This is a genomic window from Ferrovibrio sp. GW821-FHT12F09 (genome assembly GCF_058806775.1).
In genome coordinates, this window is the sequence record NZ_JBXAPZ010000001.1 from 156,367 (window position 1) to 180,185 (window position 23,819).

At 64.7% G+C, this 23,819-nt stretch carries 24 protein-coding genes; 6 read left to right on the plus strand and 18 right to left on the minus strand.

Features of this window, described 5'->3' with window-relative positions:
- The 5 genes from fliG to AC1ROB_RS00855 form a co-directional block, all read right to left on the minus strand.
- Positions 1-1,014: a flagellar motor switch protein FliG gene (gene fliG / locus AC1ROB_RS00835; protein WP_492972662.1), complete on the minus strand. Its 1,014-nt coding sequence runs from the start codon at positions 1,012-1,014 to the stop codon at positions 1-3.
- Between the two features lie 23 nt (positions 1,015-1,037).
- Positions 1,038-2,690 (minus strand): flagellar basal-body MS-ring/collar protein FliF, encoded by a 1,653-nt coding sequence (gene fliF / locus AC1ROB_RS00840; RefSeq protein WP_492972661.1) that lies wholly within the window; start codon positions 2,688-2,690, stop codon positions 1,038-1,040.
- Positions 2,691-2,849: 159 nt separating this feature from the next.
- On the minus strand, positions 2,850-3,164 hold the full coding sequence (sciP, locus tag AC1ROB_RS00845) for a CtrA inhibitor SciP (protein ID WP_492972660.1): 315 nt from the start codon (positions 3,162-3,164) through the stop codon (positions 2,850-2,852).
- A gap of 95 nt (positions 3,165-3,259) precedes the next feature.
- Positions 3,260-4,363 carry a FlgD immunoglobulin-like domain containing protein gene (locus AC1ROB_RS00850; RefSeq protein WP_492972659.1) on the minus strand — a complete coding sequence of 368 codons (1,104 nt, stop codon included), beginning with the start codon at positions 4,361-4,363 and terminating at the stop codon, positions 3,260-3,262.
- A 23-nt stretch (positions 4,364-4,386) separates the two neighbouring features.
- A complete protein-coding gene (locus tag AC1ROB_RS00855; protein ID WP_492972658.1) occupies positions 4,387-6,180 on the minus strand; it encodes a flagellar hook-length control protein FliK in 1,794 nt (597 codons plus the stop codon).
- 226 nt (positions 6,181-6,406) lie between these two features.
- On the opposite strand from AC1ROB_RS00855, the gene AC1ROB_RS00860 reads away from it, so the two are divergent.
- A complete protein-coding gene (locus AC1ROB_RS00860; protein WP_492972657.1) occupies positions 6,407-6,946 on the plus strand; it encodes a hypothetical protein in 540 nt (179 codons plus the stop codon).
- 4 nt (positions 6,947-6,950) lie between these two features.
- On the opposite strand, the gene AC1ROB_RS00865 is transcribed toward AC1ROB_RS00860, so the two are convergent.
- Together AC1ROB_RS00865 and AC1ROB_RS00870 are read right to left on the minus strand one after the other, a co-directional pair.
- Positions 6,951-7,742, minus strand: coding sequence for a DODA-type extradiol aromatic ring-opening family dioxygenase (locus AC1ROB_RS00865; RefSeq protein WP_492972656.1), 792 nt, complete (start codon positions 7,740-7,742; stop codon positions 6,951-6,953).
- A gap of 77 nt (positions 7,743-7,819) precedes the next feature.
- Complete coding sequence (locus tag AC1ROB_RS00870) at positions 7,820-8,047, minus strand: RSP_7527 family protein (RefSeq protein ID WP_492972655.1); 228 nt, start codon at positions 8,045-8,047, stop codon at positions 7,820-7,822.
- Between the two features lie 114 nt (positions 8,048-8,161).
- Here AC1ROB_RS00870 and AC1ROB_RS00875 point away from each other — a divergent pair, with 114 nt between their 5' ends.
- Complete coding sequence (locus AC1ROB_RS00875; RefSeq protein ID WP_492972654.1) at positions 8,162-9,076, plus strand: LysR family transcriptional regulator; 915 nt, start codon at positions 8,162-8,164, stop codon at positions 9,074-9,076.
- 4 nt (positions 9,077-9,080) lie between these two features.
- On the opposite strand, the gene AC1ROB_RS00880 is transcribed toward AC1ROB_RS00875, so the two are convergent.
- From AC1ROB_RS00880 to AC1ROB_RS00890, 3 genes are read right to left on the minus strand one after another with little or no spacing between them, the layout of a single operon-like run.
- Entirely contained in the window at positions 9,081-10,112 is a 1,032-nt protein-coding gene (locus AC1ROB_RS00880; RefSeq protein ID WP_492972653.1) for a threonine aldolase family protein, read from the minus strand.
- Positions 10,113-10,116: 4 nt separating this feature from the next.
- Positions 10,117-10,545, minus strand: coding sequence for a M67 family metallopeptidase (locus tag AC1ROB_RS00885; protein WP_492972652.1), 429 nt, complete (start codon positions 10,543-10,545; stop codon positions 10,117-10,119).
- Positions 10,542-10,880 (minus strand): hypothetical protein, encoded by a 339-nt coding sequence (locus AC1ROB_RS00890; protein WP_492972651.1) that lies wholly within the window; start codon positions 10,878-10,880, stop codon positions 10,542-10,544. The genes AC1ROB_RS00885 and AC1ROB_RS00890 overlap by 4 nt, the downstream gene beginning before the upstream one ends.
- A gap of 22 nt (positions 10,881-10,902) precedes the next feature.
- On the opposite strand from AC1ROB_RS00890, the gene AC1ROB_RS00895 reads away from it, so the two are divergent.
- On the plus strand, positions 10,903-11,946 hold the full coding sequence (locus tag AC1ROB_RS00895) for an RluA family pseudouridine synthase (RefSeq protein ID WP_492972650.1): 1,044 nt from the start codon (positions 10,903-10,905) through the stop codon (positions 11,944-11,946).
- 12 nt (positions 11,947-11,958) lie between these two features.
- On the opposite strand, the gene AC1ROB_RS00900 is transcribed toward AC1ROB_RS00895, so the two are convergent.
- The gene (locus tag AC1ROB_RS00900) at positions 11,959-12,918 is read right to left on the minus strand and encodes a dienelactone hydrolase family protein (RefSeq protein WP_492972649.1); all 960 of its coding nucleotides are present in this window, start codon (positions 12,916-12,918) and stop codon (positions 11,959-11,961) included.
- Between the two features lie 186 nt (positions 12,919-13,104).
- Between AC1ROB_RS00900 and rpoH the strand changes: the two genes are divergently transcribed.
- Complete coding sequence (gene rpoH / locus AC1ROB_RS00905; RefSeq protein ID WP_492972648.1) at positions 13,105-14,004, plus strand: RNA polymerase sigma factor RpoH; 900 nt, start codon at positions 13,105-13,107, stop codon at positions 14,002-14,004.
- Positions 14,005-14,095: 91 nt separating this feature from the next.
- Here rpoH and AC1ROB_RS00910 read toward each other — a convergent pair whose 3' ends face one another.
- From AC1ROB_RS00910 to mutM, 6 genes are all read right to left on the minus strand, one after another.
- On the minus strand, positions 14,096-14,782 hold the full coding sequence (locus AC1ROB_RS00910) for a hypothetical protein (protein ID WP_492972647.1): 687 nt from the start codon (positions 14,780-14,782) through the stop codon (positions 14,096-14,098).
- Between the two features lie 198 nt (positions 14,783-14,980).
- The gene (locus AC1ROB_RS00915) at positions 14,981-16,276 is read right to left on the minus strand and encodes an adenylosuccinate synthase (RefSeq protein ID WP_492972646.1); all 1,296 of its coding nucleotides are present in this window, start codon (positions 16,274-16,276) and stop codon (positions 14,981-14,983) included.
- A gap of 114 nt (positions 16,277-16,390) precedes the next feature.
- Positions 16,391-17,560, minus strand: coding sequence for an ATP phosphoribosyltransferase regulatory subunit (locus AC1ROB_RS00920; RefSeq protein WP_492972645.1), 1,170 nt, complete (start codon positions 17,558-17,560; stop codon positions 16,391-16,393).
- Between the two features lie 14 nt (positions 17,561-17,574).
- Positions 17,575-18,351 carry an enoyl-CoA hydratase gene (locus AC1ROB_RS00925; protein ID WP_492972644.1) on the minus strand — a complete coding sequence of 259 codons (777 nt, stop codon included), beginning with the start codon at positions 18,349-18,351 and terminating at the stop codon, positions 17,575-17,577.
- 30 nt (positions 18,352-18,381) lie between these two features.
- On the minus strand, positions 18,382-18,756 hold the full coding sequence (locus AC1ROB_RS00930) for a hypothetical protein (protein WP_492972643.1): 375 nt from the start codon (positions 18,754-18,756) through the stop codon (positions 18,382-18,384).
- 153 nt (positions 18,757-18,909) lie between these two features.
- Positions 18,910-19,734: a bifunctional DNA-formamidopyrimidine glycosylase/DNA-(apurinic or apyrimidinic site) lyase gene (gene mutM, locus AC1ROB_RS00935; RefSeq protein WP_492972642.1), complete on the minus strand. Its 825-nt coding sequence runs from the start codon at positions 19,732-19,734 to the stop codon at positions 18,910-18,912.
- Between the two features lie 48 nt (positions 19,735-19,782).
- Between mutM and ubiE the strand changes: the two genes are divergently transcribed.
- Both ubiE and ubiB read left to right on the plus strand, forming a co-directional pair.
- Positions 19,783-20,568, plus strand: coding sequence for a bifunctional demethylmenaquinone methyltransferase/2-methoxy-6-polyprenyl-1,4-benzoquinol methylase UbiE (ubiE, locus tag AC1ROB_RS00940; protein ID WP_492972641.1), 786 nt, complete (start codon positions 19,783-19,785; stop codon positions 20,566-20,568).
- A 13-nt stretch (positions 20,569-20,581) separates the two neighbouring features.
- Positions 20,582-22,144, plus strand: coding sequence for a 2-polyprenylphenol 6-hydroxylase (ubiB, locus tag AC1ROB_RS00945; protein WP_492972640.1), 1,563 nt, complete (start codon positions 20,582-20,584; stop codon positions 22,142-22,144).
- A gap of 61 nt (positions 22,145-22,205) precedes the next feature.
- Here ubiB and AC1ROB_RS00950 read toward each other — a convergent pair whose 3' ends face one another.
- Positions 22,206-23,531, minus strand: a complete 1,326-nt coding sequence (locus AC1ROB_RS00950; RefSeq protein WP_492972639.1) for a porin family protein — start codon at positions 23,529-23,531, stop codon at positions 22,206-22,208.
- Positions 23,532-23,819 lie beyond the last annotated feature (288 nt).

A 23,819-nucleotide genomic window follows, 5' to 3' on the forward strand; every position in this document is an offset into this window, starting at 1 on the left:
TCAATAGATGAGTTCGTCTTCGCCCTTGTTGTCGGCCAGCATGATTTCGCCCTTGGCCGCCAGTTCCTTGGCGGTGGTGACCATCAGCAACTGCGCCTCGTCCACATCCTTCAGACGCACCGGGCCCATCGATTCCATTTCCTCACGCAGCAGCTTGGACGCGCGTTCGGACATATTGGAGAAGAACAGGTCGCGGAGCGTCTCGGAGGCGCCCTTGAGCGCCAGACCGAGCTTTTCCTTCGGCACATTCTTCAGCAGGGTCTGCACGCCGGACGGATCCAGCTTGATCAGATCCTCGAAGGTGAACATCAGGGCCTTGATGCGCTCGGCAGCGTCGCGGCTGCGCTCTTCCAGGGCGGCGAGGAAGCGCGCCTCGGTGTTGCGATCCAGGCTGTTGAAGATTTCCGCCATCATTTCGTGGGCGTCGCGGCGGTTGGTGCGCGCCAGGTTCGACATGAATTCGGCGCGCAGCGTCTGCTCGACCTTGTCGAGCACTTCCTTCTGCACGGCTTCCATGCGCAGCATGCGCATGACCACTTCCATCGAGAATTCTTCCGGCAGCGCCGCCAGCACGCGGGCGGCATGCTCGGGACGGATCTTGGAAAGCACGACGGCGACGGTCTGCGGATATTCGTTTTTCAGGTAGCTGGCCAGAACGTTTTCGTTCACGTTGGCGAGCTTGTCCCACATGGTGCGGCCGGCCGGGCCGCGGATTTCTTCCATGATCTGATTGACGCGCTCGGACGGCAGCGCCTTCATCAGCAGTCGTTCGGTGCTGTCGAACGTACCCGTCAGCGACCCGGTGGAGGAGAAGTTGTTGACGAATTCGAGGAACAGCTTTTCCACGACGTCGGAATTCACCGCGCCGAGGTTGGCCATGTTCTGCGAGATTTCCTTGATCTCTTCGTCGTCGAGCAACGGCCAGATCTTGGAGGAATGCTCTTCGCCGAGCGCGAGCATCAGCATGGCGGCCTTGTCAGGCCCCTTGAGCTGCCGGAAGTCTTTTTCTGCCATGAGCCGCTCCTAGACCGCAGCTATTAACTGGTCTGGTAGAGCCAGTTTCGGATAATCGAAACCGCTTCTTCCGGATGCTTGTCGACGATCTCGCCGATCTTCTTCAGACTCGATGCCTTCACCTGGCCTTCGATGCGCGCAATGTCGATCATCGATTCGATACCGGGCGTCGGCGGCGCCATGCCGGCATCGGGCGCGGCCGGCAGTTCGGCCAACGGCGCGCCGCCCACCACCATCGGCAGGGCCGGCATCGCCGGCGTCAGCATGCCCGGCGGAATGTCGTCGCTTTCCTGCGAGGCTTCCAGCACGCGACGGATCAGCGGACGGACCACCAGCAGCATGGCCAGCAGGCCGAGCAGCACATAGCCGGCGATCTCGCCGATGCGGAACAGGTCGGCCTTGGTCAGGCCGAGGAAGACCGGGATGCTCGCCGGATCGACTTCCTCAGGCACGTCGCCGGGCTCGGCGAAGCGCATGGTGACCACTTCGATGGTGTCGCCGCGCTGCTGGTCGAAGCCGATCGCATTGCGCACCAGCGCATTGATCTGCTGCATTTCCTCGGGCGAGCGCGCCTGGTACGAGCGCTGGCCCGAACCATCGACCTGGATGATGTTGTTGACCAGCACGGCAGCCGAAACGCGGCGGATGACGCCGGCTTCGCGCACCTGCGTGCGCACGGTCTTGGAGATTTCGTAATTGACCAGTTCTTCGGTGCGGTTGCCCGAGGATGACTGCTGCGAACCGCCCTGGCCCTGCGCTTCCGGCAGGTTGTTGGCGACCGAAACGTTCTGCTGGCCTTCCGAACTCTGGTTATTCTCGCTGATGGTCTGGGTCGAGCGCACCACCTGCTGATCCGGATTGAACAGCTCCTGATTGGTGGTGACGCGGTCGAAATCCATATCGACCGAAATCTCGGCGCGCACATTGCCGACACCGACCGAGCGCTCCAGCAGCGCCTCGACATTCTTGCGCAGGCGTTCCTCGTTCTGGCGGCGCATGTCGGCCATGCGGTTGGCGCCAGCCGTCGCCGCGTCGGGCTCTTCCTGGGTGCCGGCCAGCAGGTTGCCGCGGTCGTCGATCACGGCGATCCGCGACGGCTTCAGGTCCGGCACGGCCGAGGCGACCAGATTCTGGATGGCGCGCACCTGCGGCTGGTCGAGGCGACCGCCGCGGGTCTTGATCACAATCGAGGCCGAGGGCTCGCGCTGGTCGCGGCTGAACACCTCGCGCTTGGGCAGCACCAGATGGACCCGGGCCGAGGCCACCTGGTCGATCGAGCGGATGGTGCGGGCCAATTCGCCCTCCATCGCACGCAAGTGATTGATATTCTGCATGAAATTGGTGGCCGACAGGGCATTGGCCTTGTCGAAGATCTCGTAGCCGGCGCCGCCGCCCGACGGCAGGCCACCTTCGGCCAGCTGCATGCGGGCGCGCAGGACGCGGTCTTCGGGCACCAGGATCTGCGCGCCGTTGGCGGCGATCTGGTAGGGGATTTTCTGGGCTTCCAGGCGCGCCACGATCTCGCCCGAGGACTGCAGGTCGAGGTTGCCGTAGAGCAGCGCCATCTTCGGCTGCGTGATCTTCAAGCCGAGGAATACGAAAAAGCCGATCAGCACGGCTGCGGTGGCCGCCAGCATCGCCAAGCGCGCCGGACCGATATTCCGCATCATATTCATAATACCATTCACGGCATCACCCCATGCACCCGGCACGCGTTGCGGCAGGCCCTTCCTGCCTGTTTGCAGGGTAGGTAGGCGGGATGAAAAAGAGGTTAACACCCCGGCAAATTTTGCCTACCGGGATGTTGCGCTGAATGGTGAGATTTATTTAGCGATTTACGGCGAAATCCGTGCCGGGCGAAGGCCAGGCTCCGGCAGGCTGCCGGGCCGGTATTCCTGCAGGCGGGTGGTGCGCAGGCCGGGCAGGCCATGCTGCTCGATGGCGCGCTGCCAGGAGAGGAATTCCTCCACCGTCAGGGCGTAGCGCTCGCAGGCTTCGTCGAGCGTCAGCAGCCCGCCGCGCACGGCGGCCACGACCTCGGCTTTGCGGCGGATAACCCAGCGTTTCGTGTTGGCGGCCGGCAGGCTGTCGCGTGTGATCCGCTGCCCTTCCGGGCCGATCACACTGGCTTGGCTCTGCGACGGCAGCATACGCGCTCGGGAATTCAAGGACTGGAGGTTCTGCATGGTATCTATCCGCTTTTAACAAAGCCCTAAACGTGAAGATGAGTGGTTGCTGGCCTGGATCAGTGCACCGCCACGACCCAGCTCGGCGGCACACCCAGGCCGCCGATCGAGAACATCGCCTGCATGTTTTCGAAGGCCACGCTGTCGACCTTGCCCTTGGCCAGCACGTCGACGCCGACCGCCGTGTTGCTCGCAGACTTGGCCTCGACCGTGATCTTGTAGATTTCGCCTTCGGTGGCCGTGGTGCCGTCGGTCTTGACGCCATTCCAGTCGAAGGTGTGGCGGCCCTTGGTGGCATCGCCGGTGGCGCTGTGGACCAGGTTGTTGTTGGAGTCGTAGACCTTGATCGCCACCGTCGCGGCGCCGCTGGCCACGCCGTAGCTCCAGCTGGCATCGCCGCCCTGGAACACGGTGTTGGCACCGTAGAACTCGACTTCCTTGCCGATGTAGTTGACGTAGGAGCCGTTGTCCTGCGGCAGGCCCGGCGCCGGCGTCGCGGCACGCAGCGTCAGAACATCGGAGGCCGCATATTTCTTGCCGCCGACCACCAGGAAATCGGTGCCATCGACGCGTTCGATGCTTTCCACCAGGCCGCGGGTCTTGATCGCCGCCTTCATGTTGGCGCCGGTGGCATCCTTGGCCACCACTTCCAGCTTGTATTCGCCCGGCGTCGCCTTGTTGCCGCTGGCAAGCGTGCCGTCCCAGATGAAGGAATGCTCGCCTTCGGCCTTCTGCAGCGCCGCGGTATGAACGATCTTGCCACTGCTGTCGATCACGCGCAGCTCACCGGCCGCCGCCGTGCTCGGCAGATCGTAATACCAGGTGGCAGGCGCCGAAGCGGTGAGATTGGTTTTGTTCGAATCGACATCGATCTGCTTGCCGATGTAGTTGACCAGGTTCGAGCTCTGCTGCGAGCCGAACAGGGAGATCAGCTTTTCGAGATTCTTGTTCTGATTGATCGACTGTTCGACCTGGCTGAACATCACCAGCTGGTTGGTGAACTCTTTTGAGTCCATCGGCGAGGTCGGATCCTGGTTCTTCAGCTGCGTGGTCAGCAGCGTGAGGAAGGTATCGAAATTCTTCGCCAGCGACACGCCTGCATTTTCAGAGGCGGTCGGCGTGGTGTTGGTGGTGGTCGGGGTGGTGGTGACTGCGGTGACCATGATGGTGCTCCTCGCGGCAATCTTTAAATGCGAATATCAAGCCCGCCGCGCGCGGCAGCGCGCTGGGCACTGGCGGCAGCGGCGGTCTGCACGGGATCCGTGCGGCCGGCATCGGCGTAGTCGTCACGACCGCGGCCACGCTGGTTGCCGCGCCCCTGACCGCCGTCGCGGCCATCCTGATTCTGGTTCGGGTCGCGCAGGGCAAAGCTCAGCGACTGCTGGTCGGTCTTCAGACCGGCATCGCGCAGCGACTGCTCCAGGCTGGCCGAGTCTTTCTGCAGCATCTGCAGGGTTTCGGGCTTTTCCGCCGCGATCACCGCCATCAGGCGGCCGTCATGGCCGACTTCCATCTTGATGTCGACATGGCCAAGATTGCCCGGATCGAGACGGATCGAAATCTTGTCCATGCCTTCGGCGGCGCCGCGCTTGATCTGCACGGCCACCTGTTCGCCGGCCGACACATAGGCATTGAGGTTGCGGGCCAGCGTCTGGTTGCTGGCATGCTGGCTCGCCTGCGCGGCCTGGCTGCCCGACACGGTGGCGACGGAACCGGCCTGCGGCGCCAGATGCGCCGGACTCTGCGCCGTGGCAGAGCTGTTGACCGGGACGGCGACCTCGGCAGCGGCCTGCAGATGCAGGGCGGTGGCGAATTTTCCATCCGGCACGGCATTCGTATGGGCCTGCTGCGCCTGCATCTGCTGCTGCATCAGCTGGGCCGCATCGGCGCTCTCGTCGTCGCCCTGCATCGCCATCAGTGCCGACTGGTCGACCAGGCTCTTGGCCGCAACGGCGCCGACCGTCTGCACATCGACGGTGAGGGTCTTCTCGGTCTTGCCTTCGCTCTTCGACGCGACGATGCCAGTGACGGCCGGCTGCGCGATCTGCACCTGCAGCTCCGGCTCCACGGCCTGGGTCTGCACATCGGCCTGCAGCTGGCTTTCGGCCTGGCGGGTCAGCGCCTGCTGGATCGCAGCGAAATCTTCCTTGGTCATGGTCTGCTGCTGCGACAGCAGCGCGGCGACACTGGTTTCGGTCGCTTCCTTGGCGGCGACAACGGCGGTCGCATCGGCGACAACCGGCGTCAGCACTGGCATGACAGTTTCGGTCGCGATCTCGGTTTCGCCGGCCACCTGGGCGGCCAACGCGGCTTCGACGGTGACCGGGGCAATCAGACCGGTGGCGGCAACCGCCGGGACAGCGGTCTCGCCGCCTGCGGCAACGGTGGCAACCGGCGTGACCACGGGCGCCTGCAACTGCTGCAGCAGGCTGAGAATCAGGGAGGCATCGGGAGCGGCAGCCACCACCGGCTTGGCGGCGTCTTCCAGCGTGTCTTCTTCTGCCGTCTCGCCTTCGGCCGTTGCCGGCTTGGCGGCTTCAGCCTTCGGGGCCTCCTCGGCCTTCGGCGCTGTATCGGTATCGGCCGGGGCGGCATCCTTGGCGGGCTTGTCGTCAGCCTTGTCGGCCTTGGCTGGCTGCTCGGCGGGCTTGTCGGCCGGCTTGGACGGCGCGGATTCGGAAGTCTTGGCGGTCTGGTCGCGGCTGGCGCTCTGCTCAGGCTGGCGCTCGGCGGGACGCTCGACCGGACGATCGGTGACAGGGCGTTCGGCGGTGGTCGGGCGTTCCACCGGCCGGGTTTCGGTGCGCGGGGCCTGATCCTGGGCCGCCTGCTCGCCAGCTTTGGCTACGGCCTGGCTGCCCTGGCCGAAGAAGGCCGTCTGCAGCACGCGCGAGAAATCCTCGGCGCGACGGCTGGTCTCATCGGCCTGGCTGGGGCCGGTGACGGGAGCGACAGAGCTGTTGACCGCGTTCACTTGCATGGGAAACCTCATTCGACGGTCCCTAATAAGCAAGCCGTGGGCCAACTCCGAACCAACACCTAATACATTGATTTGCAATGGATTTATAAAAGCCGGCGGGTGCGACACCCCACCCGCCTTTGCCGGCCGGCAATTTCTGCCGGGACCTCCGGACCCTGCCGCCCGGGCCGAATCGCCGTGCCGAACGCCGCTTCGTTTGCAACGCCGGACGCGGTAGGCTGCCCGCATGAGCATGCCGCCGAAAAAGACTGTCGGGGCCCCGCCCCGCCCCCTGGCCCCCAAACCGGCAGCGGCCGGCGAAGCGACCGAAACGGCCGTCGAGCAGCTCGAAGCCAGCGATCTGGACGACCTGACCCATGCGGAATACCGGCTGCTGTATGACGAAGCCGCCCGCAACATCCTCTTCGCCAAGGGTCAGCAATGGCGTGTGCTGGAATATTTCACCCTGCTGGCGCTGGCGCTGGTCGCCATCGGCGTGGCCATCCCCTTCGCCCAGGACGTGGCGCGGTTCGTCGCCGGCTTCCTGGTGCTGGTCGGCCTGATCAGCATTGGCGTGCTACTGATGCTGCAGGCCTGGCAGCATCACGAACATGCGAAAATGGGCTACCTGGTCCGCGATTTTTCGAATTTCGCCCGCACCGCCCTGCGCCTCAAATCCAGCACCAGCGGCGACATCCACCGCTACATCATCCTGTCCGCGATGATGCTCTATGTGGTGGTGATGGACGTGGTGATCGTGCGGCTGCTCACCGACCTCGGGCGCTGAGCCCCTAGCGGAACAGATAGCTGTCCATCGACAGCGAACCATGGGCGAAGCTGGCATGCAGGCGCTCGGCACTGACGCCCGGCGTCGCCGCACCCAGCGCCACATACAGCGGCAGCAGATGCTCATCGGTCGGATGGTTCATGGCCGCATGGGGCGCCTGGCGGCGGTAATCCAGCAGCGCCGTATCGTCGCGCGCCGCCAGCCGACCGGCCATCCAGTCCGCAAAGGATTGCGCCCAGTCAGCGATCGGGCCGGTATCACGGCGATCCAGCATGCGCAGGTTATGGGTCAGCGAGCCGGTGGCCATAATCAGCACGCCTTCGTCACGCAGCGGCGCCAGGGCGCGGCCTAGCATCAGATGATGCTCGGTGCCGAGGTCTGGCTGCAGGGAGAGCTGCAACACCGGAATATCGGCCTCGGGATAGACCAGCAGCAGCGGCGACCAGGCGCCGTGATCCAGGCCGCGCTCAGGATCCAGGTGGGTCGGGATGCCGGCAGCCTCCAGCAGCGTCTTCACACGCTGGGCCAGCGCCGGCGAACCGGGGGCCGGATAGGCCTGTTGATACAGGGCCGGCGGGAAGCCGTAGAAATCGTGGATTGTGGCGGGCTGCGCCGTGGCGGCCACTTCCGGCGCATCGGTTTCCCAATGGGCGGAAATCGCCAGGATCGCCTTCGGCTTCGGCCAGTTCTGGGCGGCGCCGAGCAGGAAACGGTGCGCCGCACGCTCGGGTTCAAGTGTCAGCATGGGCGAACCATGGCTGATGAACAGGGCCGGCATCGACGCAGGTGACGACATAGGGACAACTCCGCACTGCGCAACGGTTTCGCTGCGCCGCGCTTCACCTAAGTCAGCCGCGCCGGCCCCGCAAGACGTTACTTTGCGGTGACCGCGGGACCGCCGGCCCAGGCATCCGGCCGGCTGCGGAACAGGGTCGCGACCTTGACCGCCAGGGTGCGGAAGAGCGCGCGGCTGGTTTCCGAACGCAGGGTCACGGCCCGGGCGCGGATATAGGCCATCTCGTCGGGGGAAATGTAACGGACCGGCGGGAAGCCATCGGCGAAGGTGAAACGCTTGTCGATGTCGGTCATCAGGTTGGTCATGGGAGGCCGTCCTCTGCTGGGTGGCTGATGGCTCGACTGTATGCTGCACTGCACTTTTCATTAATATGGTATTATGTCAGTATTTAATGACTGAAATTCACAAATAGGCGTTTCATGGACCGCTATGGCGAAATGCAGGCCTTCATGCAGGTGGTGGATCAGGGCGGCTTCACCGAGGCCGCCAAGGTGCTGCATCTCTCGCCTTCGGCTGTCAGCAAGCTGATCTCGCGCCTGGAAGACCGGCTGGGGGCGCGGCTGCTGCAGCGGACCACGCGGCGGGTCAGCCTCACCGCCGAGGGCCGCGTCTATGCCGATCAGGTGCGCGAGATCCTGGCGGATATCGATGCGGTGGAATCCAGCGTCGGCGGCGCCGAAGCCGAGCCGCGCGGGCCTTTGCGCATCAACGTAGCGCATGGCTTCGGCATGACGCAGATCGTGCCGCTGCTCCCCGGTTTCCTGGCGCGCTATCCGAAGGTGGATGTGCAGATCACCTTCGCCGACCAGATCGTCGATCTGGTGGCCGAGGGCGAAGATCTCGGCATCCGCAGCGGCCAGCTTCAGGATGAGACGCTGATCGCACGCAAGCTCGGCGAACACCGCCGCATCATCTGTGCCGCGCCATCATACCTGAAGAAATACGGCACGCCGCAGACGCCGGCCGATCTCATCCGTCACAACTGCCTGCTGTTCGACGGACCCGAAGGCCTGAATGAATGGCCGTTCCGCCGCGCCGATGGCAGCATCATGCGCCTGCCGATCAAGGGCAATTTCCGCAGCAGCAACGGCGATGCGATCTTTCGCATGCTGCTGGCCGGGGTGGGCCTGTGCTACGCCGCCGACTTCGGCATCAAGCAGGCGGTGGAAGATGGCCAGCTGGTGCCGGTGCTGACCGATCACACCGCCGATATCCTGCGGCCGATCCACGTGGTCTATCCGGCGCGCAAGCATCTGGCGGCAAAAGTACGCGCCTTCGCCGACTATCTGGTCGAGCGCTTCGCGCCACATCCACCCTGGCTGATGACCGACTGAAACGTCAGGCCAGGGCCGCGGTGGCCGCCTGCACCAGCGCTGCTGTGTCGGCCTCGGTCTTGTCGAATGAACAGACGAAGCGATAGAGACCGTCGGCCTCGCTCCAGGTGTGGAACAGCGCGCCGCGTGCCCGCATCGCATCGGCAGCAGCAGATGGGAGCGTGATGAAGACTTCGTTCGCCTGCACCGGACCGACGACACGCACGCCGGGCAGTTTGCCCAGGCCTTCGGCCAGTTCGCGCGCCCGCATATTGGCCTGGCGCGCCAGTCGCAGCCACAGGCCATCCTTCAGCATCGCAGTGAGTTGCACCGACAGGAATCGGGCCTTGGAGAAGAGATGGCCGCCGCGCTTGCGGCGATAGAGGAAGCTGTCGGCCAGCTCGGGCTTGAAAAACACCACGGCTTCCGCGGCGAATGCGCCATTCTTGGTGGCGCCGAAGCTGAGCACATCGACGCCGGCACGCCAGGTCAGATCGGCCGGCGCGCAGTTCAGACCGGCAACGGCATTGGCGAAGCGCGCGCCATCCATATGCAGATGCATCTTGTGCGCCTTGCAGCGCTCGGCAAAGGCGGCCACTTCATCGGGCGAATAAACCGTGCCGGCCTCGGTCGCCTGGGTGATGCTGATGGCGGCCGGCTGCGCATTATGCTGCGAGCCCGCCCAGCCCAGACTGAGCACGGCATCCAGGGCCGCAAGATCAATCTTGCCCTCGGCACCCGGCAAGGTCACCAGCTTGGCACCGCCGGTATAGAATTCCGGCGCGTTGCATTCGTCGGTGACGATATGGCTGTCCTGATGGCAGAAGATCGCGCCATGGCCGGGACTGAGACAGGCGAGCGAGAGCACATTGGCGGCCGTGCCGGTGGCGACCGGAAACGCCTTGCACTCATGATCGAACAGTTTCGAGAACGCCCCATCGAGTTCGACGCTCCACGGATCGGCGCCATAGGACGAAACCGCGCCGGCATTGGCTTCGGTGAGGGCTGCCAGAATTTCCGGCGCCGCGCCGGCCACGTTGTCGCTGCGAAAATCCATAAGGCTAGTCCTGTGTTTCGATCGTCAGGGGAAGAAAGGAAAATCCGTTGGCAGCCGGCACCGGCTTGAAGGCCTGCGGCGCACCGGTCCGGCCATCCTGCACCGCGCTGATCAGCCAGACCAGAGCGGGATCGTAAATCATTGCCGCATCCTGCGCCGAGGGCTCGGCTCGGCCGTTCGGATGGCTGTGCCAGTGACCAATCACGCGATTGGTTCCACCAGAGTCGCGCAGGCGACGCAGCACGGCGACATGCACCGCCGGATCGAGTTCGAATTCGCGTTCGGGCATGGCGGCCAGATTACCGGCCGGAACAATCTCGCTGACCTGCAGGTCTTCGTTCCCGACCAGCAGCGCGCAGGCCTCGCGCGGAAAGGCGGCTTCCGCCAGGGCGGCCAGCTGTGCCACCTGGGTCTGCGTCAGGCGCAGTGTCATTTCTCGACTTGGACCGTGATGCTGCCCAGCGGCTTCAGCGTTTCGCCATCCAACGCATAGAGCCGCTCGGTGCCGTCGGCCAGCCGGACCCGCAGCACGATACGGTTGCCGGTGCTGAGCACATCGGCGACCCGGCTGTTCTTCGGCAGGCTGAATACCATGTCCTCGACGGCGACATTACGCGGCGCGGCCGGGGTGGTGGCGGTGCGTTTCGGCCCGCCGGTCATGATCAGTACGATCAGCAGGGTGGCGAGACCGACGAAGATGACGCCCAGACCGATGACGACAGCCTTCAGCCACCGTATCTTCAGGGTCTGTTCCGGCGCCTCGCTCATCCTGCTCCAACTTTCCAGATCAATGTCAAACCTGTCCGCCCCGCAAAGCCTGCCGCCTGTTCCGCCGGAGATCGCCGGCGAACGGCTCGACCGCTATCTCGCCGGCGCCATGGCGCTGCTGCCCGATGCCGACGAGGCCTCGCTGTCGCGCTCGCGGCTCAAGTCGCTGATCCTCGACGGCCATGTGCAGCTTGCCGAAGGCAAAAGCTGGGCGACGATAACCGACCCCTCGCGCAAGATCAAACCGGGCGAGGTCTATGCCGTGGGCCAGCCGGCCGCCGTGGCCGCGATCCCGGAAGCGCAGGATATCGCACTGAATGTCGTCTACGAGGACGACCAATTGATCGTCGTCGACAAGCCGGCCGGCCTGGTGGTGCATCCCGCGCCCGGCAGCCCCGACCGCACACTGGTCAACGCCCTGCTGCATCACTGCGGCGACAGCCTGTCGGGCATTGGCGGCGTCAAGCGGCCGGGCATCGTGCATCGCATCGACAAGGATACGTCAGGTCTTGTCGTTGCCGCCAAGACGGACCGCGCCCATCACGCGCTGGCCGCCCTCTTCGCCGAACACGATATCGAACGCAGTTACGACGCGCTGGTCTGGGGGCATCCCAATCCGCTGCAGGACACCATCGAGGGCGCCATCGGCCGCGACCCCAAGGACCGCAAGCGCATGGCCATCGTCACCCGCGGCGGCAAGGAGGCGATCACGCATTACGCCACCAGCAAGATGATCTTCGACGGCAAGGGCCAGCCGGTCTGCGCACTCGTCCGCTGCACGCTGGAGACCGGCCGCACCCACCAGATCCGCGTGCACATGACCAGCCGCGGCAACGCGCTGATCGGCGACCCCGCCTATGGCCGCGCCCGCAACCTGCAGCGCTACCAGCTCAGCGATGCCGCCCGTGCCACCCTGGGCGGCTTCCGCCGCCAGGCCCTGCATGCCGCAACTCTGGGCTTCCGCCATCCGGTGAGCGGCAAGGCCCTGCGGTTCGAAAGCCCGCTGCCGGCGGATTTCGCCACGCTGCTGAAGCTGCTCTCCACCCAGCGCAATACACCCCGTTAAGTCCGGGCCCCGCTAATTCAGCCCGAACGCCGTCCGCACCGCGCCTTTCAGGGCCTCGAGCGATTTCGCCCTGGCATCCGGATCTGGCCCGCCGGTCACGCCGCGGCTGCGGCAGACGGCCGCCGCCTTCTGGGCGGCGCCCTCGATCGCCCTGCCACCCGGACCGGCCGTGGTGATCCCTGAGGTCTGCTCGACCCAGCTGCGGTCGGCCTGCTCGACATAGACACACCGGCTGTTGTTCTCGCCGTTGGCGATACTGTACGGCCTGCCGGTACTGTCCCAGCTATGCTGCGCATTGGGATAGACGACGGTGTCGATATTGGCGCCCTGCGCCTTCATCTTGGCGGCAAAGTCCAGGCAGGGCTGAGTGCCGGCATAGGTGTCGGCGCCGCCGATCAGCACCAGGATCGGCGCACCGGTGGTTTTCACATTGGCATAATGCGTGTCGCAGCCCGGGTAGAACGGTACATGCAGCGCAAAGCGCGGGCCTGCCGGCGCGAAGCGGTCGGCGACGGCCAGGATCGGCGTACGCAGTGCCACGCTGCCGCCCTTGGAAAATCCGGTGATGCCGATCCGGGCCGGATCGAGGCGGGGATGCCGGACGGCGACCTTCAACAGGGCGAAGGCATCGGCGACCATGTCGATGGCCGGCACCGGCGCCTGATCCACCACCGTGTTCTTCACGCCGCGCGGGGTGAAGGAATCGGGGATGATCGCCGCCACGCCCATCTTTATGAACTCGCGGGCATAGGCATATTCGCGGGCATCGCTCACGCCGCCGCTGCCATGGACGATCACCATGGCCGGCACCCGGCCGGTGCTGCCTTCCGGCAGGAACAGGTCGGCTTTGACCGTCACCATGCCGCCGGCGCGGGAGGGACCCTGGAATTCCAGGATTTCCTTGACCTGCGCCGTTGCCGGTCCCGCCAGGCCGAATACGACTGTCAGCACCACCGCCAGTCCGCCCCGCATGCACCCCTCCCTTAAGGTTGCGTCAACCCTGTGAGCACTATCACAAAGGCGGCGAGCCGGCATCCTGACCGGCTTCCGCTGTCGCACTTTCGCCGTATTTGGCCGCTTTCCTCATTGCAAATGAAAGACAAGGCACCCAAATCTGAACCAGTGCCGGGTGATCGTCCGGCCGGGGGAGTTTCCAAGATGTCGACCACTGCCAGTCTGCCAGCCCTGTCCTCCGTCGAGGGCGGCCTGGCCCGCTATCTCGCCGAAATCCGCCGCTTCCCGATGCTGGAGCCGCAGGAAGAGTACATGCTGGCCAAATCCTGGCGCGACCATGGCGACGTGCAGTCGGCGCATAAGCTGGTGACCAGCCACCTGCGCCTGGTGGCCAAGATCGCCATGGGCTATCGCGGTTACGGCCTGCCGGTCGGCGAACTGATCTCCGAAGGCAATGTCGGCATGATGCAGGCGGTGAAGCGCTTCGATCCCGACAAGGGCTTCCGGCTTTCGACCTATGCCATGTGGTGGATTCGCGCCTCGATCCAGGAATATATCCTGCGTTCGTGGTCGCTGGTGAAGATCGGCACGACGGCGGCCCAGAAGAAGCTGTTCTTCAACCTGCGCCGCCTGCGCGGCCAGATGAAGGCGATCGACGGCGGCCAGCTGACGCCCGACCAGGTGGAGAAGATCGCCACCCAGCTGGATGTCTCGAAGGAAGAAGTCATCACCATGGACCGCCGCCTGGCGGGCTCCGACAGCTCGCTCAACGCGCCGGTGCGCGGCGACGAGGAAGGCAGCAGCGAATGGCAGGACTGGCTGGTCGACGAAACGCCGAACCAGGAAACCCGCCTGGTGGAAGGTGATGAATTCGACAGCCGCAAGGCCATGCTGACCACCGCCATGGCGACCCTGAACGAGCGCGAGCGCGATATCCTGATGCAGCGCCGCCTGACCGAGGAACCGACCACGCTGGAAGACCTGTCGGCACGCTATGGCATCAGCCGCGAGCGCGTGCGCCAGATCGAGGTGCGGGCCTTCGAGAAGCTGCAGAAAGCCGTGCGTGCTTCTGCCGCCGCACAGGGCATCACGGCCCAGGCCTGACGGCGGATTTCGCCTCAAAAGCAAAAAAACAAGGGCCGCGCCACAATTCTTGTGACGCGGCCCTGCATACAGAGTCGTTAGAAAAGTCGACTCAGAAGGCTTCGTCCTCGTCGCTGTCGAACAGCGCATCCATGTCCAGATTGGGCAGCGGCGCCTGCAGGCCCAGTGCATCGAAGGCATGAGTGCCGTCCACCGACTGCAGCCAGATCGACGGCTCGGAGCCGCGGCGCAGCCAGGACAGGTCCTGCTTCACCGAGCCCATCTCCGACAGGCCGGCAACGGAAATTTCATCCAGCATTTCGCGGTCGATATGACGCAGGCCCTGCTCGCGCACGGCGGCGGCCAGAGTCTGCGCCAGGTTGCGCAGGATGGTGATGTCGCGCGGACGCCAGTCATCGCCACCGCTGGAGCGTTCGCAGCGGAAAATCGCGGCCGGCTGGTTCTGGCTGTCGACCAGCAGCAGGTCGATGCGCGCCTTGACGTCGGCAGCGCTGCCCTCGATGGGCGCATCTTCGGTGGTCATGGCGGCCAGGCCCTGGCCGGCGGCGTCGATATAGGCCTGGGTCGCCGAGCGCGGGATCACCGCACCCTGCTGGAAGCGGCCATCGCGGGAATCGAGCAGGCGCTCGCAGATCAGGTCGCCCTTGTCGTCAAAAAACCAGATGCTGACGCGGCTGGCATCCACCACTTCAACGACATCGAGGCAGATCGCTTCGCACAGGCTGGCCATGCCGCCGGTGTCGGTACCGTACAAAACTGCTTCCTGGGTCCTGAGCATGCCGCCCTCCGTACGAACGCGATGGCGGCAGTTTCCACCCGGCTGGCGCAGAGCGGCAGGTTACGGCTCAATAACGCGACATTAAGAGTCGGTAATGTTACCCGCCACTGCTGCGGGTTTAGACGGCGGACCTACCCGCCGTCCCGCCGATATCTCGCACTTATCCGCGGAAAACGGCAATGATGGCTGTCACGCCGATCAGTCCTCGAAGGGGTCTTTCATGAGGATGGTGTCGTCGCGCTCGGGCGAGGTGGAGAGCAGCGCCACAGGGGCGCCAATCAGCTCCTCGATCCGGCGGACATACTTCACCGCGGTGGCCGGCAGATCGACCCAGCTCCGCGCCCCCCGGGTGGTTTCGCTCCAGCCTTCCAGGGTCTCGTAGACCGGCTTGGCGGCGGCCTGGTCGCCCATACCGGCGGGGAAGTAATCCAGCACCTTGCCGTTCACCTCGTAGCCGACGCAGATCTTCAGTTCCTTCAGGCCATCCAGCACATCCAGCTTGGTCAGGGCGATGCCATGGATGCCGTTCAGTTTGACCGTCTGGCGCACCAGCACGGCATCGAACCAGCCACAGCGGCGCTTGCGCCCGGTGACCACGCCGAATTCATGCCCCTTCTCGCCCAGCCACTGGCCGGTCTCGTCGGTCAGTTCGGTGGGGAACGGACCCTCGCCGACGCGGGTGGTATAGGCCTTCACGATGCCGAGGATGAAGCCGAGCGAGCCCGGCCCCAGGCCCGAACCGGCCGAAGCCGAGCCCGCCATGGTGTTGGACGAGGTCACGTAAGGATAGGTGCCGTGATCGACATCGAGCAGCGACCCTTGGGCGCCTTCGAACAGGATGCGTTTGCCGGCGCGGCGAGCATCGTCCAGGTCGCGCCAGACCGGCGCGGCATAGGGCAGGATCTTCGGCGCGATCTCGGCCAGCAGCTTCAGCAGCTCGGCGCGATCCACCGGCTCGACGCCGAAGCCGCGGCGCAGCGCGTTGTGATGCGCCAGCAACCCGTCGACTTTGACCGCCAGCGTGGCCGGATCGGCGAGGTCGCAGATGCGGATGGCGCGGCGGCCGGCCTTGTCCTCATAGGCCGGGCCGATGCCACGGCGCGTGGTGCCGATCTTGACGCCGCCATCGGTGGCATCCTCGCGCAGACCATCCAGCTCGCGATGCAGCGGCAGGATCAGCGAGGCATTGTCGGCGACCTTCAGGTTATGCTCGCCGATCTCGACGCCCTGGGCGCGCAGCTTGTCGATCTCGGCGAACAGCGCCCAGGGATCGACCACCACGCCGTTGCCGATCACAGCCAGCTTGTTCTTGCGCACGATGCCCGAGGGCAGCAGCGACAGCTTGTAAACGTTGTTGCCGATCACCAGCGTATGGCCGGCATTGTGACCGCCCTGGAAGCGCACCACGACATCGGCACGCAAGGAGAGCCAGTCAACAATCTTTCCCTTGCCCTCGTCGCCCCACTGGGCGCCGACCACCACAACGTTGCTCATCGTAAAGTCCTCTAATTCCAGTTTACATTCGTCGTCCCCGCGGAAGCGGGGACCCAGAGGGTTTTCACATGGCCCCTGGATTCCCGTTTTCGCGGGAATAACGACGAGAGATACTCAAAGCGGCTGGACGGCCTTGCCGTCCCACCAGTGACTGCACCCGGCGGCCCTGGCCGCCTTTTTCACATCGGTCTGTTCGTACAACGCTGCCCAGGTGGCATGGCCATCCCGACGCAGTTTCACCGCCGCGCTGCGCGGCGTGCCGAAAGGAAGATAAACCAGCGGCGATGCTGCCTGTGCCGGCAGGGCGCGCATGACGCTGTCGAGATAGAGCGTGAAGCCGGTGGCCGTCTCGCCAGCCGGCGCGGTATAGCGGCCGCCACGACCAAGTTCGCCGCGCACATTGCGGGCGAACAGCGTGAAGGCGATGCCGGTGTGATATTCAAAGCCGCGGAACTCGCCGGGATCAAGCGTGACCAGCAGATCCGGCGCCGCTGCCGTCACTTCGCGCACCAGCGCATCCAGATCGGCCACGATCTTCGCGGCCGCCTCGGGCAGCTTCAGCGCCTTGAGGCCATCCAGCGCAGCACGGGCCGGGCCGGCCAGCGCCAGCAGTTTCAGCAGCGTCGGCGCCGCGGCACCGCCCACCTCTTTCAGTTCAGCGGCATCCTTGCGGTCCAGCGCGCGACGGGCGGCGCGCGCCTGCTTCGGCTCCAGGCCATGGGCCGCCATGATCTCCGGTGCCAGCAAGGGCTGCGTGATATCGAGCGACAGGTTGGTCACGCCCAGCGCGGCCACGGCTTCGGCCGCCAGCACGGCAACCTCGACATCAGCGGCCAGCGCATCCGAGCCGATCAGCTCGACGCCGGCCTGGGCAAACTGGCGCTCCGGGCGCAGCTGCGTGCCGCGCACGCGCAGCACCTGGCCGGCATAGGCCAAGCGCACGGGCCGCGCCGCATCCCGCATGCGGATGGCGGCGATGCGCGCCACCTGCAGCGTGATATCGGTGCGCAGGCCCATCATGCGCTGCGACACCGGATCCATGACGCGAAACATCTGGCCAGCCAGATCCTGACCCGAGCCTTCCAGCAGGGTTTCCTCGAACTCGATCAGCGGCGGCTTCACGCGGGCATAACCCTGCGCCGTGAAGCTGGCGATCAGCTTCTCGCTCGCCTGCGCCTCGGCTTCGGCGCGTGGCGGCAACACGTCGCGCAGACCGGCCGGCAGCAGGCCGGCCGCCGCACTTGTCTCGCCGTCATTCGCAGGATTGCGTCCGCGCGGAGCCATGGTGTCTGTATCCGTTACTTGTTCTTGAAACTGGCTTTGCGCTTTTCGGCAAAGGCGCTCATGCCTTCCTTCTGGTCTTCCGTCCCGAAGGTGGAATGGAAGACGCGGCGCTCGAAGCGAATACCCTCGGCCAGCGTGGTTTCATAGGCGCGATTGACCGATTCTTTCGCAATCATCACGATCGGCTGCGACAGCGAACAGATCTTCTCGGCTGCCTTGAAGGCTTCGCTCAGCAACTCGGCCGCCGGGACCACGCGGCTGACCAGGCCGGCACGCTCAGCCTCGTCGGCATCCATCATGCGGGCTGTCAGGCACATTTCCATCGCCTTGGACTTGCCGACAAAGCGCGTGAGCCGCTGCGTGCCGCCGGCACCCGGGATGGTGCCGAGATTGATTTCCGGCTGGCCGAACTTGGCGGTATCGGCGGCCAGGATGAAATCGCACATCATCGCCAGCTCGCAGCCGCCGCCCAGGGCATAGCCGGCCACGGCCGCGATCACCGGCTTGCGGCACCTGGCCACACGTTCCCAGTCGCGGGTGATGAAGTCTTCCTTGTAGACGTCCATATAGGTCTTGGGCTGCATTTCCTTGATATCGGCGCCGGCAGCAAAGGCTTTTTCCGAACCGGTGACGATCATGCAGCCAATCGCATCGTCGGCCTCGAAAGCATCCACGGCACGCGTCAGCTCCTGCATCAGCTGCGCATTCAGGGCGTTCAACGCCTTTGGGCGGTTCAGCGTGATCAGGCCGACCGGGCCGCGCGTCTCCACCAGGATGTTCTCGTAAGCCATGACGGGTTCCTCTGATTGGACTTTCTTGGACTACTGGGGCAGCAGTTCGAAGCGCACGGTGAGCGCGCCATCACGGCCGGCAAAACCGATCTTCAGCCGTTCGGTCTCGCGGCGGTATTGCTCAGGCCCGGCCGCCTGCCAGCCCAACTGCGGCAGGGTGGCGGCATAGAACTGCCGGACAGCAGCGGTGGTGACATTGCCTTTGGCCTCGGTGCTGCCGATCCGGCCGGTCGGCTTGTCGAACACGGTGGCGGCATCGGCATTCTCGGCCAGGCCCGGCATCAACGGCACGTCCTCGGCAATCGAAAGGAAGCCGGCCGCGGCCCGGGCACCGCCAATCAGGGCTTCGGAGAAACTTGCACGAATCCCCGCCAGCTCCAGACCACCCATGACGCTGCCGCTCAAGAGAGGGCCGCCAAGGACGAAAAGTGCAGCTAGCGCCGGGACCGGGACAAACCTCCAGCCGGGGCGGAACATGGCCGGGAATTTGGCAGATCAGGCCGGCGGTTGGAAGCCCCGGGCGGGTGGAATCAGGCCGCGAATCCGGGCCGAAAAACCCTATTTCTGGCACTTCCCGCAGTAAAACGTGGAGCGGCCGGACTGCACGATGCGCCGGACGCTGGTCTTGCAGGTGACGCAGGCCTGGCCCTCGCGGTCATAGACGCGGAAGCGGGTCTGGAAATAGCCCAGCTCGCCATCCGACTGCACGTAATCGCGCAAGCTGGAGCCACCGGCCTCAAGTGCTTCGGCCAGTACGGCCTTGATTGCCGGCACCAGCTTGTGCAGCTTGTCGGTCTTCACGCTGCCGGCCAGCTTTTCCGGATGGATGCCGGCGCGGAACAGCGCCTCGCAGACATAGATATTGCCCAGACCGGCCACCACGGTCTGGTCGAGCAGGGCCGCCTTCATCGGGGCCTTCTTGCCCTGCAGGGCACTCAGCAAAACCGCAGCCGTGAAGGCCTCGTCGAGCGGCTCCGGCCCGATACTGGCCAGCAGTTTGTGGGCCGCGAGCTTTTTGCCCGGAACCAGATCCATCATACCGAACCGGCGGGCATCGTTGAAGGTGACGGCCCAGCCTTCATCGGTGCCGAAGATGACGTGATCATGCGGCCCGATATCGTTGGGCCAGCCCTGCCGCATCACCATGCGGCCCGACATGCCGAGATGGATGATCCAGACCAGGTCGCCTTCCAGGCGGATCAGGATGTATTTGGCACGCCGCTCCAATGCCTCGACCTGACGGCCCTGGATGGATTTGGCGAAATTCTTCGGCAGGGGGAAACGCAGATCGGGCCGGCGGGCCTCGATGCGGGTGATGCGCCGACCCTCCAGTTTCAGGGCCAGTCCCCGGCGGGTGGTTTCCACTTCGGGTAATTCAGGCATGCCTGTCTCTATACCGTTACCGGCCCAATTCGGCTATGGTCTGCCGCCATGACCCAGACAGGCCAGACGCCCGGAAATGCCCCGGGAAATCCTCCCGGCGACGAGACCCATTTCGGCTTCCACACCGTGCGCGAAACCGAAAAGGCCGGTCTGGTGCGCGGCGTGTTCGACTCGGTCGCCGGCTCCTACGACATCATGAACGACCTGATGTCGGGCGGCGTGCACCGGCTGTGGAAGAACAGCATGATCGACTGGCTCAACCCCCGCGGCGCGATCCGCGTGCTCGACATGGCCGGCGGCACCGGCGACATCGCCTTTCGCATTCTCGACCGCGCGCCACAAGCCGAGGTGCTGGTGGCAGACATCAACGCCGCGATGCTGGAACAGGGCCGCAATCGCGCCATCGACCAGGCCCGGCTGACGCGCCTGAACTGGACCTGCATGGATGCCGAACATCTGTGCCTGCCCGATCGCTCGGTCGACGCCTATACCATCGCCTTCGGCATCCGCAATGTGACCCATATCGATGCGGCGCTGCGCGAGGCCTTCCGCGTGCTGAAACCCGGCGGGCGCTTCCTCTGCCTGGAATTCTCCACGGTGCGCAATCCGGCCCTGGCCGCTATTTACGATATCTACAGCTTCAACCTGTTGCCCAGGATCGGCGGTATCGTTGCCAAGGACGAGGAATCCTATCGCTATCTGGTGGAGAGCATCCGCCGCTTCCCGAACCAGGAGGATTTCGCCGCCATGATCGCCGAGGCCGGCTTCGGCCAGGTTGCGGTGCGCAATCTGACCGGTGGCGTCGCCGCGCTCCATTCGGCCTACCGTATCTGACACATTTGCTGCCGTGCTGACCGATCTGCGCCATCTATTCCGTCTGTTTGCCACCGGTCGCAGCTTCGCGCGGCATGATGCGCTGTTCCTGCTGCAGGAATCATCGCTGACGCCGCGCGGCAGCAAGGTCGTGCTGAAGCTATTCCAGGCCGTCTTCGGTCGCCGTCGCCCCGGTTTGCGGCCAGGCGAACGACTGGCTGCGGCACTTGGCGATCTGGGGCCAAGCTATATCAAGCTGGGCCAGGTCCTGTCGGTGCGACCCGATGTGGTCGGCGGACCGGTAGCCGAGGATCTGGGCCGTCTGCGCGACAAGCTGCCGCCATTTCCCTGGCCTGTTGCAAAGGCGCAGATCGAAGCCGAACTCGGCGTGCCGATCGAACGGCTGTTCAATCATATCGACCCCGAGCCTGTCGCCGCCGCCAGTGTCGCGCAGGTGCATATGGCCGAGACCAGCGAGGGCCTGCCCGTTGCCGTAAAAGTGCTGCGGCCTGGCGTCGAAGCGGCCTTCGCCCGCGACCTGGCACTGTTTGCCTGGATCGCCGAGACGGTCGAGCGGCACGAACCAGGCATGGTGCGCCTGCGGCCTCGTGATGTCGTGAACTCCCTGCGCGAATGGGTTTCCATCGAACTCGATCTGCGCCTGGAAGCCGCCGCAGCATCCGAGCTGCGCGACAATTTCCTCGACGATGCGGATGTCATCGTGCCAGCCATCGACTGGCAGCGCACCGCGCGCCGCGTGCTGACCGTGCAGCGGATCAGCGGCATTGCCATCGAGGATCGCGCCGCCCTGGTGGCCGCCGGCATCGATGTCACAATGGTGGCCGAGCGGGTGATCCGCGTCTTCCTCAAGCAGGCTTTGCGCGACGGTTATTTCCACGCCGACATGCATCACGGCAATCTTTTCGTGGCCGCCGATGGCCGGCTTGAGCTGGTAGATTTTGGCATCATGGGCCGGCTCGATCTCAAGACCCGCCGATTCATGGCGGAAATGCTAGGGGCTTTCTTGACAGGAAACTGGCGTCGCGCCGCGGAAGTACATTTCGAGGCTGGCTATGTGCCGGCCGACCGCAGCGTCGACGCCTTCGCCCAGGCCTGCCGCTCGATCGGCGAACCGATCCTCGACCGCCCAGTGACGGAAATCTCGATCGGCCGTCTGCTTGCGCAGCTGTTCCAAATCACCGAAACCTTCGGCATGCAGACGCAGACCCATCTGCTTCTGTTGCAGAAGACCATGGTGACAGTGGAAGGCGTAGCGCGCAGTCTGGATCCGGCGATCAACTTCTGGGAGGTGGCGCGGCCGGTGATTGAGGATTGGGCCCGCGAGAATATGGGGCCGGAGGCTTATCTGAGTGAAGCGGCCGGTATGGTGGTCGATTTCGCCAAGCGCCTGCCCAAGGTCGCGCGCGATCTGGAAAGCCTGGTCGAGACGGCACAAGCCGAAGGCCTGCATCTGAGTGCTGCCAGCATTCTCGCGCTGGCCGAAAGCCAGGCGGCAGCACAGGCCCGTCGGCGCCGCCCCTTGCTCTGGGCGCTCTGGGCCATTGCCGCCCTGCTGGTGCTGACCCTGTTCCTCTGATCCGTAAAAAGAAAAGGGGCCGGTTACCCGGCCCCTTCGCTTGATCCCGATCCGGTTTGGATCAGAAGTCGAGACGGATACCAGTGACGCCGAAGGTCGCCTTCGAGTTGTTGTCGAGCTGCGCGGTGCCGCCAACCAGCGTGCCGGCTGCGATCGCATCGTCATACTCGTAACGGCCAACACCGGCGAAACCCAGGATGCCCGTGGCGATCTGATAGGTCACACCGAGCGAGTACCAGGTGTACTTGTCTTCGCCACCCACCGCCGTACCAGCGATGTTGCCCTGGTCGGACTTGGTACGGGCGAAGTCAACGCCGATACCGACCGAACCGGACTTGGTGCCATCGGTCAGATACCGCAGACCGGCCGTGTAAACGCGGCGATTATCGTCGCCACCAGCGGTGACGCCGGTGTCTTCATGCTTGTAGGCGCCACCGAGCTGCACGGTCGAACCATCGCCGACATTGTAGGTCAGCGTGGTGCCGAACGCGTAGCCGTTCAGACCGTCATTCTTGAACACCGTGGCCGAACCATTGGCTGCGGAGCCGGCAGAAGTGGCTTCAGTGGAGAAGCGGTTGTAGCCACCGAACAGGGCGACATCGACCGGGCCGAAGGACTCGAGATAGTTCAGGGCCGCCGTGTAAGCCTTGGAAATCTGACCAATGTTAACTGTCGAACCGAAGCCGCCACCGCAACCGCGGCCCGAACCGCCGTTGATACCACTGGTACCGCCAGGCATCGTCGTAGGGGATGTGGTGGCAGCCGGGCTGAAGTCTTCGCAGCCATCCGGGGTGTAGGACACGCCGAGCTGCAGACCCTTACCAGCCTTCGAGCCGAAGTAACGATTCGCCGAGGTGTAGAGGTTGATGCCCTGTGCATCGTCCGGCGCACCGGCAAACTTGGTCAGATTGCCAGTGGTGCGGGCGCCGGTCGGGGCTGTGGTAATCGCAACCGAGCCAGTCGGATCGATCGTACCATAACCCGGAATGGCTGTGGGGGCACCGTAGACCATCTTCGAGGCCGCACGATCAGTCGAGCCGATTTCCATGCGGCCGATGTCGGAACGCTCGACGAAGAGATAGCTCTCATCGATCTGGTCCGCTTCGGTCTGCGCTTCCAGCTCGACACGGCCGCCGATGACAAAGCCGTTATCCAGCACGGCGCGGATGTTGAAGTAGATTTCCGCATCGGGGGCGCCGAAGGAAACGGAATTGGTGTCACGCAGAGTGCGATTGTTGTCCCGGTCCTGGAACTTCAATTCCTGAGTCATGTAACCGCCGACCGTGATGCCGATCGGCTCGGCCTTGACCTGGGCAGAAGCAACATCGGCCACGAAGAGGCCGGCTGTCGCCACCAGTGCGGTCTGAAGAAGTAAGGTCTTTTTCATGTGGGGTCCTTGCGTTGATGTGCTTGTCAGCGTCGAAGCAATGCCCCCCGGCATTCGCCACCGGAATGGGATATTCCTCTGACCCGCTTCAAGTCAACGCAGGCTTAGCCCGAACGCTTTGCATTCCTGTGACAGCTAGCGTTTTCTCGGGCACCTGTTGCCGATAAGGCAACGGATCCTGTGTCGGCCATCACACTGTGCCGGCCAGCGAATAACTCCTCTCAAAACCTGTGGGACCACATATCAAAGAAAAGGGCGGGTTTCCCCGCCCTTTCCCATATCCGGTGA